The sequence below is a fragment of the Bacillus sp. OV322 genome (genome assembly GCF_900112495.1).
Taxonomy (GTDB): Bacteria; Bacillota; Bacilli; order Bacillales; family DSM-1321; genus Peribacillus.
The window spans coordinates 201,869-214,058 of the sequence record NZ_FOMA01000005.1 but is presented as its reverse complement, the minus strand read 5'-3'; the positions used below and the strand labels follow the sequence as shown (position 1 = coordinate 214,058).

Annotated in this window: 11 protein-coding genes and 1 pseudogene; 1 reads left to right on the top strand and 11 read right to left on the bottom strand. The window is 39.0% G+C overall.

The window, feature by feature from the left end; genetic code table 11:
• Nucleotides 1-293: 293 nt before the first annotated feature.
• From BM126_RS13790 to BM126_RS13770, 5 genes are all read right to left on the bottom strand, one after another.
• Nucleotides 294-485, bottom strand: coding sequence for a DUF6366 family protein (locus tag BM126_RS13790; RefSeq protein ID WP_090990025.1), 192 nt, complete (start codon nt 483-485; stop codon nt 294-296).
• 134 nt (nt 486-619) lie between these two features.
• Nucleotides 620-1,429 carry a sensor histidine kinase gene (locus BM126_RS13785; RefSeq protein WP_256213106.1) on the bottom strand — a complete coding sequence of 270 codons (810 nt, stop codon included), beginning with the start codon at nt 1,427-1,429 and terminating at the stop codon, nt 620-622.
• A gap of 266 nt (nt 1,430-1,695) precedes the next feature.
• Nucleotides 1,696-2,373 carry a response regulator transcription factor gene (locus tag BM126_RS13780; protein ID WP_090990023.1) on the bottom strand — a complete coding sequence of 226 codons (678 nt, stop codon included), beginning with the start codon at nt 2,371-2,373 and terminating at the stop codon, nt 1,696-1,698.
• A gap of 90 nt (nt 2,374-2,463) precedes the next feature.
• Nucleotides 2,464-3,279, bottom strand: a complete 816-nt coding sequence (locus tag BM126_RS13775) for an ABC transporter permease (RefSeq protein ID WP_090990022.1) — start codon at nt 3,277-3,279, stop codon at nt 2,464-2,466.
• 11 nt (nt 3,280-3,290) lie between these two features.
• A complete protein-coding gene (locus BM126_RS13770) occupies nt 3,291-4,310 on the bottom strand; it encodes an ATP-binding cassette domain-containing protein (RefSeq protein ID WP_256213105.1) in 1,020 nt (339 codons plus the stop codon).
• 655 nt (nt 4,311-4,965) lie between these two features.
• On the opposite strand from BM126_RS13770, the gene BM126_RS13765 reads away from it, so the two are divergent.
• A complete protein-coding gene (locus BM126_RS13765; protein WP_090990021.1) occupies nt 4,966-5,469 on the top strand; it encodes a DinB family protein in 504 nt (167 codons plus the stop codon).
• A 184-nt stretch (nt 5,470-5,653) separates the two neighbouring features.
• Here BM126_RS13765 and BM126_RS23370 read toward each other — a convergent pair whose 3' ends face one another.
• The 6 genes and pseudogenes from BM126_RS23370 to BM126_RS13740 all read right to left on the bottom strand — a co-directional run bounded on the left by BM126_RS23370 (nt 5,654) and on the right by BM126_RS13740 (nt 12,111).
• Nucleotides 5,654-6,472, bottom strand: a complete 819-nt coding sequence (locus BM126_RS23370; RefSeq protein ID WP_371261459.1) for a methyl-accepting chemotaxis protein — start codon at nt 6,470-6,472, stop codon at nt 5,654-5,656.
• Between the two features lie 129 nt (nt 6,473-6,601).
• Nucleotides 6,602-6,763 (bottom strand): annotated as a pseudogene (locus tag BM126_RS23365) (HAMP domain-containing protein); the annotation flags it as partial.
• A gap of 1,119 nt (nt 6,764-7,882) precedes the next feature.
• Nucleotides 7,883-9,412 (bottom strand): alkyl hydroperoxide reductase subunit F, encoded by a 1,530-nt coding sequence (gene ahpF / locus BM126_RS13755; RefSeq protein WP_090990019.1) that lies wholly within the window; start codon nt 9,410-9,412, stop codon nt 7,883-7,885.
• Between the two features lie 13 nt (nt 9,413-9,425).
• Nucleotides 9,426-9,989 (bottom strand): alkyl hydroperoxide reductase subunit C, encoded by a 564-nt coding sequence (gene ahpC, locus BM126_RS13750; RefSeq protein ID WP_090990018.1) that lies wholly within the window; start codon nt 9,987-9,989, stop codon nt 9,426-9,428.
• 393 nt (nt 9,990-10,382) lie between these two features.
• Nucleotides 10,383-10,985, bottom strand: coding sequence for a LysE family translocator (locus BM126_RS13745; RefSeq protein ID WP_090990017.1), 603 nt, complete (start codon nt 10,983-10,985; stop codon nt 10,383-10,385).
• A 370-nt stretch (nt 10,986-11,355) separates the two neighbouring features.
• Entirely contained in the window at nt 11,356-12,111 is a 756-nt protein-coding gene (locus BM126_RS13740; RefSeq protein WP_090990305.1) for an SDR family oxidoreductase, read from the bottom strand.
• Nucleotides 12,112-12,190 lie beyond the last annotated feature (79 nt).

The following is a 12,190-nucleotide window of genomic DNA, read 5'->3' as shown; positions in this document are numbered from 1 at the left end:
ACGAAAACAGCCTAACAAAAAGAAGAGCTGACAAAAACAACGTACAACGTGCAAAGAAAGGCATGTACCACATGCAGCACATCAATAACTAGAACCAATGCTTAAAAGCTAAATCGAGAGGTTCCAAAAGGCGGAAGCGAAATATCCGGACAATTTTCTCTTCTGGTTCTGCCAGCTTGAGCTTGGTAAAAAATAGCGTTTGTAATCGAGTTGTATCAGGGCTTTTTCAAGTTTTCAAAATTAATTAAATAAACTTCAGGTTTTTTTGAAGTGGATAATAAAAAAGGGAGGTCTCACTTGAAAAATATTGAAGCGATGAAAAATCCTATAATGATTACAAGGATAAGCATCCCAGTACCCTTCCAGCTTAAACCGCCAACTAAATCAGAAAGATTGCTTCCGTGAATACTGCTTGAAGGACTTTTTACTTCCTTTTGTCTCATTCTTTCTCTTCTTTCTTCCGGCGTTTCTTTGTTTTGGATCATATCCATCCCCTCATTTCCGTTTTTCCGCAAATTTCAGCAAGTAACTAAAATTAACTCACCTTTAAAATATAACATCAAATTTACCCGAATAAACAAATTATTCCCGAGTTATAGCGGAACTGCTCCTATGTGTGTCAATGGCAAGATTTCAAAAATACATGTATCTCCGTCCCAATTCCGATGTCACTTTTCACTTCAATTACATATTTGTGCAAATCAATTATTTTTTTGACGATGGAAAGGCCAAGTCCGTTCCCTCCAATGTCCCTATTTCTCGACTCATCCGCTTTATAAAAGCGTTCAAATATATGCATGAGTGCATCCTTTTCAATGCCGGTTCCTGTATCTCTTATTTTCACAGTGCAGCCTTCCACAGATTTGTATGTCTCGACTAAGATGGTGCCTCCTTTTGGAGTGAATTTTATACTATTGTGAAGCAGATTGATCCATACTTGATCCATCATTTCTTCATCACCAGAAACCGTTACATTCTCAAGTGAGATATCCATATTTATTTCTTTCTCCATCCATTGCGGTTCATTAGCAAGAATAATCCGCCGGAGCTGATGATCTAATCTGTACTCCTTCCGTTCCAAAGGTAAATGTTCTGATTCCAATGAAGTAAGCTTTAATAGATTTTCACTTAATTTCGATAATCTTATGCTTTCTGTTTCGATAATTTCCAGATAATGATTTCGTTGTTCCTGGCTTAATCCTTCATTCTTCAGCGTATGTGCAAAACCGCTGATGGATGTTAAGGGAGACTGAATTTCATGTGACACATTCGAAATGAACTCCTGGCGCATTCCTTCCATTTCACCTAATTTTTCCGCCATATGATGAATGCTATTTACGATCTGATAATAGGGGTGATCATTATCCTTGTTCTCGAGAAACTGATTTTTATAAAAAGAAAGATCAATATTAAAATTTCCTTCGGACATCATCTTCATCGCCTGGATCATTGGGAACAAAAATTTGTTTTGTCTTGATTTAACCCAGTGGATTTTTCTCAAAATAGATATCAAGCACCCAAAGAGGAAAAATCCTAAAAAGGAACTTATTAACTGCCTGATAAATTCCTGCGGAGTTATCTGGAACCAATTATAGCACCATGCTGTAAGCCAATATGCAAAGGACCAGCATATGAGTAACATTGCTGTAACCGCAAGGATACCCAAAAACCGTTTCATAATTTGAGACAGCTTCATTATTTCACCTCCAAACGATAACCCAGTCCCCGGATGGTGGTAATTTTAAAAGGAGAGGACTCATGAGAAAATCGCTGCCGCAAGCGATTTATGTGAACATCAACCGTCCGCTCGTCCCCCTCATAATCAAATCCCCATATATCTTCAATTAATTGTTCCCTTGAAAAAGTTTTATTTTGATGTGTTGCCAGCTTAAATAATAGCTCAAACTCTTTTAATGGCAGTGTAGTCTCTTCATTCCCGATAAACACTTTATAAAATTCGCGATTGATTACGACGTTTCCAATTTCAATATGATTCGATAGGCTAATTTGATAGCGTTTTAGAAGTGCCTTTACCCTGGCTGCCAGTTCAGCTGGAGCGAACGGCTTTACTAAGTAGTCATCTGCACCAAGATCAAAGCCCTTTACTTTTTGAGCAGTTTCCCCTTTTGCAGTAAGCATTAAAATTGGCAATGTATCAGCATAATAGGAACGTACTTTGCGGCAAAACGTCCAGCCATCCATTTTTGGCATCATAATATCAAGTATAATCAAGTCAATTTTATTTTTTTCGAGTAAGGAAATTGCAATTTCTCCATCTGCTGCCTCTACAGCTGATAAGCCTTCTTTAGTGAGGATGACATGTACTAATTCCCGGATATGAGGATCATCATCTACTATTAATATGTTTGCCATGATATTCAGTCCTTCTTTAATCAAAAATTGATAACTGCCAAATCAATTGGCAGTGCTTAGCAGTGGATAATCTTTATTTTACCATTTCTTTTATGCGCGGCGCATATAGGCACGTACCGTCATTGGAGCAAAAACGGCCACTATAGCTGCTGCTCCAATAAGAGAGAGCGCGAAGTCCCAACCTATTATTCCAGAATTAGTTAAGTCTCTTACAGCGGTAACCAGGTGGGAGATAGGATTAATTTTCACAAACCATTGTAGCACCTCAGGCATTGTATTAGCGGGTACAAATGCGTTAGATAGGAACGTGAGAGGAAAGAGAATAATCATTGATATCCCTTGTACACTTGAAACTGTGCGTGAAATGACACCGAAGAAAGCAAAAATCCAGCTTATTGCCCAAGAACAGATTATTACAAGAAGCCCTGCTAGGAGTACAAACTCTAAACCGCCTTCAGGCCGGTATCCCATTATATACCCCATGGTGAACGTGAGTGTAGTTGCAATCGTATATCGTACAGTGTCTGCCAACAAGGCTCCAGCTAATGGAGCTATACGGGCAATCGGCAGTGATTTAAAACGATCGAACACACCTTTATCCATATCCTCCCGAAGTTGTACACCAGTAACAACGGAGGTCGTAATAACCGTCTGGACGAGAATGCCAGGGATTATAACAGGCAAGTAGTTATGCACATTTCCAGAAATAGCTCCGCCAAAAATATAAGTAAACATGAGAGTGAAGATAATCGGCTGCAGCGTGACATCAAATAATTGTTCAGGTGTCCTTTTTATTTTTAGCAGGCCTCTGTATGCCATGGTTAATGAATTTCTTACATTTTTCCGGAAGCTTGTTTTGTTACGAAGCTTGCGGCTTTTGAGTACCTGTATAGTTGTACCGCTCATATTGACTCCTCCTAAATATTAGATTTAATGGATGCAGTTTCTGAATTACCCTTAAAACCAGCATGATTTCCAGTGATAGATAGAAAAACCTCATCTAAAGTTGGTTTTTGTACACTTAATTCTGCCAGCTGAATGCCAGCCTCCCTCAATGCGATCAGCAAATCCGTTACCCGGCCGGCATCTGCCATGGGAGCCGTAATTTTTCCGCCTTCCGCAGATACTGCTGACTGGACATTAAGCATTCGTTCAACAATTAAGCAAGCTTGCTGCATAAATTGTTCGTTTTGAATCTTTAAATGCAAGGATGAAGTGCCGATTGATTCCTTCAGTTCATTTACTGTACCTTCCGCGACAACTTGACCGCGATCGATAACCGCAATCCGGTCCGCTAGTTCATCAGCTTCCTGAAGATATTGCGTGGTCAAAAGCACTGTTGATCCTCCGCTTACTAACCGGCGGATGGTATCCCACATTTGATTTCGGGTTCTTGGGTCTAATCCAGTAGTCGGCTCATCCAGAAAGATAAGCGGGGGCTGGGCGATGAGACTGGCAGCTAAATCCAGCCGGCGGCGCATGCCGCCTGAGAAATTTTTCAATGGACGTTTTGCTGCTTCTGTCAAACCAAATTCCTCCAGCAATTCCTGTGCCTTACGTTTTGCATCTGCACGCCCCAAGCCTAATATACGTGAAAAGATAATCAGATTTTCCGTAGCGCTTAGTGACTCGTCGACAGAGGCATATTGCCCTGTCACACCAATTAATTGCCTGACAAGCTGCGGTTCCTTAACCACATCATATCCAAAAATCCGAGCTGTACCAGCATCTGCTTTAAGTAATGTTGCCAGCATTCTGATAACTGTTGTCTTCCCCGCTCCATTTGGGCCAAGTACACCATAGATCGTACCAGCGCGAACGTTTAGATTCACCCCGTCGACCGCGCGATTATCACCGAAGGTTTTGACTAATCCATGCGCTTGTACAGCCAGCTCCTTACTTTCCAAAATTACTTTGTTGCTTAAAAATTGATTCAATATAAATCCTCCCTCTTCTCTGCAGCTGATTATATAGGAATGATAAACCATTTATATGAACTGAATATGAACTATAAACAAAAAATGAAATATAATCTGCAGCCTATTCTCTTTTCCTTCTAATTAACAAATCTACTCATTTATGTATCCCAAGGTAAACATGATTGTGAAGCAATAATCCATCTTATACCCCGCTGTTTTTATGCCTTAAATGTACCAGTACATTTTTTCGTATAAATCTTTGGCTTTCTGTCTTATAATTTAAAAATCCGGAATAAAAAATTCACTAATCTCCATGCTCCGCATGGAAGCACAAACAATATAAAGGAGATTGATACTTTAATCGCTTTAAACTCCCTAGAGTACGAATTAATCCATGCGATTGTAAAAATTATCAGAAACCTAAAGTATATCAACCAAACTAGTCTTAAAAATAGGCTCTGTTAAAGGTAAATGTTGATATTTGATACCTGTCCGAATTCTTGATAAATTCCAATACAAGAACATTCATTCGGGTGTTATCAATGTGACCACAGCGTTTAGCAACTTGTTAAAGTATGTCGACAAGATAGTTAAGAAGGAAAATCGAAAAAAACGAATAAATGTTTTATAATATTTTTAAGTCATAGAAATGTTGATTATGGAGGTATTTTATATGTATGTAACGATTGCAGACTTTACTCGAGAATGGAATAGGGAGGCAGCGCTAACTCAAAAGGTTTTGGAAGGTTTAACCGATGATTCACTGAAACAAAAAGTTTACCCAGAAGGGCGTACTTTGGGAAGAATAGTCTGGCATTTTACAACAAATATTCCGGAATATTTGGCTCATTTCGGATTGAGAGTGGATGAAGTGGAAAATAAAAGGAATATTCCAATCTCAGCTAAAGAAATTGCTGAAACCTTTAACCATATAAGTTCTTCTGCAATCAAAGTCATTGAAGATCAATGGACAGACGAATCTTTGAAGGAAGTGCAAACTGCATTTGGCAGAGAAGAAACAAATGCTCAAATTTTAATGGGACTAATTAAGCACATCGTTCATCATCGTGGACAAGTTACAATTCTTATGCGTCAAGCAGGAATAAAACCTTTTGGGGTTTATGGACCATCAAAAGAAGATTGGATTCACTTAGGTGCAGAAAATCCACCACTTTAATATAATTACGAACGAGTTTTGTTAGTAATAGGATCGGGAAACCCAATAGTTATAGGGTTTCCCTTATTTTGACCGATTATCAACATTGTAGTTTAACAGAGCCATAAATTAAAGACAGTTAGGGTAGATTTTCTTCTCCCCTAACTTTTAAATGTTTTTCTGTATCCAGAATTCTACAGTTAATTCAACTAGTAGACAGTTTAAATTTATTGACTACGTCTGTGAGTTCATTAGCCATATTGTTCATATTTGACGTAGAGTTCCCAACCAAATCGATTAAATGCAATTGCTCAGCAGACAGTGCACCTATCTCTTCTGTCTTTTGAGAAGAAGATGTAGCAATTACAGACATTTCATCTATTGTTGCTGATATTTGCTCTGCTCCTGCTGACATTTGTTCGACTGCCGCTGTTACTTCTTGTACTTCGAAATCCACCCCATCGTTCTTAACTAAAATGTCTTTAAATGCTGAACCTGCCGATTTAACTAACTCAAGACCTGCACTTGCTTCTCTAACGCCAACTTCCATACCTTCAATAACTGTTTTTGTATCCGTATCAATTAGTTGTATAAGAGTAGAGATTTGTTTAGATGCATTTTTAGACTGCTCAGCCAATTTACGAATCTCCTGGGCCACTACAGAGAACCCTTTTCCTTGCTCACCTGCTCTTGCCGCTTCTATACTGGCATTAAGGGATAAAAGATTTGTCTGGTCAGCAATACCTGATATTGTGGCTAAGACATGTTCAATATCAGAGTATCTTGACGTCATTACGGAAATATTTTCAGATGAAAAACCAACAACTTCTTGAATAACCTTAACCTGTTTAATTGCCGACTCAATTCTGGAATACCCCTTATTGGCTTCAGCCACTGCCTCGGAGGACTTTTCAGAAACACTAGCTGCGCTTTCTGCTATCTTAGAAATTGATGCAGCTAACTCCGCAGTGGCTATTGCACTCTCACTTGCACCCGTCATCTGTGTTTGAGCTCCCTCACTCATCCCGGAAACAGATGCATTGATTTCTATTAAAGAGGCTTTTGTTATACCAAACGTATCTGTTAGTTCCTGAGACAAGGTGCTGACATTTGAAGTCGTACTTTTTACCGCCGAAATGATGGCTCTTAGGTTTCCTGTCATCGTAATTACTGAAGCTAAAAGTCGACCTACCTCATCATTATAGAACGCTTTTACTTTACTGATTTCTTTTTCGGCTGTGTGTAAATCATGATTCGCAATGCTCTCTGCAGTTGCTTGAATCCCTTTAAGAGGGTTTAACAACCTTCTAAGCATCCAGATGTTAAATGCGATGGCGATAATAATGGCAAGTAGACCCACTAGCACTGTGCTAGGTAAACTGGAACTAATAATATTATTGGTTATCTCTTTCACCATTTTGGCGTCTGTGTCCACACCCAGGATTCCGATGACTTTTCCATCTTTGTCTTTGATAGGTGCAAAAGACGATAAGTAGTCCCCATATTTCTTATCATGGACAATAGGTGTGTGGGTTGTTTTACCACTTAATACGGGTTTTATATCCTCATAAGATGTTGTGACAGCAGACTCTCCAATAGGTGAGTACTCCCCCGCTTTTGCGTCGTTTGGTTCACCATCTACTAATATTTTCACTTTATTATTTGAATACTCTAAAGAATAAACATAGAGCGAACCGGTTAGCTCTCTGAAAGAATTCAATTGTTCTCTGACACTTCTGTAAGCATCGTTTTCTTCCTTAGCATTTAAGAATTTTTCATACTCTTCTGAGTTTACCTTATTTGCTAGTGACTCCGTTAAATGCTTACTGTATTGAGATATAGAATCTTCAGTCGCTTTCTTTGTTTTCGAAACGCTTGAAATAACTGATAGTACAAGTAATATGACGATTAATAATGAAAAAATAGATGTGATACGTGAAGCTAAACTTAGAGATGAATATTTACTTTTCAACTGAAACACTCCTTTTATGAAACCTACCTCCTCATAGTTACCTTACCCCCGATAATCCTATGTCTAAGCGGTCAACCTGTTATGTAAAAGAAAGTAACAAAACAATTTTAGTTATTACCCAACTAATATTATCGACTTATTGTGACAAAAAGTTTAATATTTTCAAAAATCAAATGGACATTGCATACAGGCCAGCATATAAACGTTGTTCTTCTCTTAAGATTATGTCACAAAGGTACATTTCCTTTAACACGTTTATTTTTACCTTAATTCCTATCTGAAAGATAATTTGAAGCTTACTAAATATGGATTCTCCGCAGAGCAGTTTACCATCTCTTTATTACGAAGTTACCTTTTATTATCATAAATATGATTTATGCAGAGCATCCATTGAAGTTCATAAGATGCAAAAAAAGAAAGCCGGATGCTATCTGAAATAGCATCTGGCTTTCTTACATTTCATTAATTACGAATAAGGTAATCGAATGCGCCTAAAGCTGCAGTTGCACCTGATCCCATCGATATAATGATCTGTTTATATGCACTGTTTGTACAGTCGCCTGCAGCAAACACTCCATCTATGTTTGTAGCGCCGTGCTTATCCACAACAATTTCGCCGAAGCGGGTCAGCTCAATGCCATCGCCTAGCCAGTCGGTATTTGGCACAAGTCCAATCTGGACAAACACACCTTCTAATTCAACCCGCTGAACAGTTCCTGTATCACGTTCAATGTAGGAAATCCCATTTACTTTATCAGTTCCGGTAATCTCCTTTGTTTGAACATTTTTTAAAACTGTTACATTAGGCAGGCTGTATAGGCGTTCTTGCAGTACGGCATCTGCCTTCAGTTCTGGCATGAATTCAAGAACGGTTACATGTTTCACGATGCCTGCCAGGTCAATTGCTGCTTCAATGCCGGAATTACCACCGCCGATAACTGCCACATGCTTGCCTGCAAAAAGCGGACCATCACAGTGTGGACAATAGGCTACACCTTTATTCTTGAACTCTTCTTCACCTGGTACGCCAACATTGCGCCAGCGGGCTCCTGTTGAAAGGATTACAGTTTTACTCTTCAGGACAGCACCGTTTTCCAATTCAAGTTCGACCAAGTCTTTCTTTTCTAACCTCTTGGCACGCTGCAGGTTCAATATATCTATTCCATACTCTTTAACATGCTCTTCAAGGCTTGCGACAAGCTTAGGGCCTTCCGTATATTTCGTGCTTATAAAGTTCTCAATGCCCAAGGTATCCATAACTTGGCCGCCAAAGCGTTCAGCTACAATGCCTGTACGAATGCCTTTGCGGGCTGCATAGATTGCTGCACTTGCACCCGCAGGACCGCCTCCAACAACCAGCACATCGTATGGATCCTTATCAGCAAGTTCTTTTGCATCTGGGCCATTTCCCAATTTCGCAAGAATTTCCTCAAGTGTCATACGCCCGCTGCCGAAAGATTCCCCATTCAGAAAAACAGTTGGCACAGCCATTATGTCCTTGCTTTCAACTTCCTCTTTGAATACAGCACCATCAATCATGGTATGTGTTATGCCAGGATTAAGAATACTCATTAAGTTCAGTGCCTGAACAACATCAGGACAATTGTGGCAGCTGAGACTGATGTATGATTCAAAGTGAAATTCACCCTTGATGTTTTTAACTTGATCACTTACCTTTTGATCAATCTTAGGCGGCCTGCCGCTGACCTGCAGCAGCGCCAGCACTAATGAAGTAAATTCATGTCCTAAAGGAATGCCAGCGAAGGTAACACCAGTGTCTCCGCCAATACGGTTTACGCTGAAGCTTGGTGTTCTCTCAAGCTGTGTTTTCTCTATTTTAATGTGATTTGACATGCTGGCCAATTCATCTGCTAATTCGAGCATGTCGCTGGATACCGGATCGGTTCCAGTGCTGACTTTTAGCAGAACATCGCCTTCAAGCAATTCAAGATATTGGGCTAACTGTGCTTTTATATCTGCATCTAGTAACATTGATTTAAGCTCCTTAAATTTTTCCTACAAGGTCAAGGCTAGGCTTCAGTGTTGCAGCTCCTTCTTGCCATTTAGCAGGACAAACTTCTCCCGGATTGTTGCGGACATACTGCGCTGCCTTGATCTTGTTAACAAGAGTGCTTGCGTCACGGCCAATTCCGTCTGCATTAATTTCAACTGTTTGAATGATGCCGTCTGGATCGATGATAAAAGTACCGCGATCAGCAAGACCTTCCTCTTCGTTTAATACATCAAAGTTGCGGGAAACCTTTTGTGAAGGGTCACCGATCATAATATATTTAATTTTGCCGATAGCTTCTGAGTGATCGTGCCATGCTTTATGGGTAAAGTGTGTATCTGTGGATACGGAATATACTTCCACGCCCAGTTCTTTCAAAGTTGCATATTCATTTTGCAGATCTTCTAATTCAGTAGGACATACGAATGTAAAATCTGCAGGGTAAAAGCAAACTACACTCCATTTTCCTTTAAAGTTACCTTCCGTAACATCAATAAAATCTCCGTTATGAAAAGCTTTTGCTGCGAATGGTTTTACTTCTGTTCCAATTAATGACATAGTGAATTTCCTCCTAGATGTTTTAATATTTATAATCAACTAGATTATAATAATTATAATTCGATATTTATTATTATATAGAACCTATTATATGTCAATACAAACGCTTTACTATTTTCATATATTTTTTATCTGCCTTTAATGATTAAAATTGCCGCTATATCAGAATTTAAGGACTGCAACCACTATATTACTGTCACAATGAGTAAATCTTTAGGTCCCAATAGTCATCTATCCAGCAAGAGAATCGTATTTAAACATATTATATTTCCAAAAACTAAATGAGAATACAAAGATAAATCTTTTAACTTTTTAAACAAACTAAAGGTACCAAAATAAAAAGAGACCTTGAAGAATATACTTCAAAGTCTCTTTAAGGTTTTATCATTAGCATTAAGTAGAATGTATGAAATTCAATAAAGCCAGAATAACGATCAATAACCCGGCTATTTTATTTACATAATCCATATATGGAGTAATTTTTGTTCTAAGAATGCTGACAGCAAGGCTTAAAATGATCCACCAGGAGATGGCACCCAAAAAAACGCCGCTGATCAAAAGGATGCTTGTCTGCACGGGACTTGAATTTTGCTCAAAGCCAAATCCCGCAAACATTCCGGCAAAATTCAAAATTGTAACAGGATTCGTAATCATTAACAGGAGTGTTGAGGCATACATACGGAACAAGCTGCTGCCATCCAAGTCAGCTGCCTTGTTAGTAGATTTTTTAAAGTATGTTTTTATGCCTAAGTATAGCAAAAAAAGACTTCCAATGATTTTAAAATATAATTGTTTTTCAACTAAAAAGAATGAAATGGCAGAAAAACCGAAAGCAGCGATGCCAGCATAGATAATATTGGCTGTGGCAGCACCTAGTCCTGTCAGGAACCCTGCAGATCTCCCTTTTAAGAGAACCCTTTGAATACATAATAAACCTATTGGCCCTATTGGAGCTGATACAGAAAATCCTAAAATAAAACTTTTGAGCAGCAGCATATAAAATTTTCCCTTTCATTACTTGCCGTTCTGAACTCATTATTATAAATAAAGCCCATTTGGCTGCACATCTTCCCATTTAAGTCTAAATAAAGTACTATCATGAAATTAGAATCGAAGGCAGACTGCAAGTTGTATTTCTCTTTTTAAAGAATACCGGTATATTAACTTGAATTAATCGATTCTTCAAGTCCTATTATTAATCTGGGGTGGCATGCATCAAGTATAGCGCTTACTAAACGGATTAAAAGTTAAGTTGACTCTTACTAAAGCATAAAACGGCAGCGGTGCCGCTGCCGTTTTACTGTCCCGATACTTCACACTGCGGGGCATTTAATGTTCATTCATACTAAGCTATTAAATTTTGCCTTTAACTTCGCAAGAACCCGCCTTCAGAGTTCACAATCTGCCCTGTGATCCACTGGGCTTCTTCACTTGCAAGAAATGCAGCTAAGCGCGCCGCATCCTCAGGTTTTCCCATGCGTCCAGAAAGAAACTTAGGCTGAAGGTGTTCCTTTATTTCGCCTGTCATCCAGCCAGTATCGGTCGGCCCTGGATTAATAGCATTCACTGTAATGCCTAAAGGCGCAAGTTCTGCTGACAATGAAACTGTAAAGGCTGAAATTGCTCCTTTAGTTGCTGCATAAGCCAGCTCATTAACCATCGGCCCTAAAGCCTGCCCTGAAGTCATATTGATAATCCTGCCTGACGCATTTTTCGTACCCATTGATCTGCGGGCAAATTCTGTACATAGCAAAAAGGTTGACCTCATATTAACAGCATATGTATCATCCAGAATTTTTGCATTTAATTCCTTGTAACTGTCTCTTACAGAATGTGCCGCATTGTTTATCAGGATTTGAGGAAAGTCCATTACAGCAGACACCCTATCCATAATATGGGCAGCAGCATCAGGATGAGACAAGTCTATTTCTGCATGATTACTACGTACACCATAATCCTCTATTTCTTTTTGGAAGCTTTCTGGCCAGCCTGTATCTGCAGACCAATGAGTGAAAAAGATATCTGCGCCTTCTTTAGCAAACCTCCTGCAAACCGCTGCCCCTATTCCTTTTTCATGGCTCACTCCTGTAATGATAGCCGTTTTGTCATTAAGATAATAAATACAAAAACCCCCTTTCATAGGAAAGTATTCTATTTATCATCATACTATCTATGCCATATCTTTTAAATAGAAACTGATC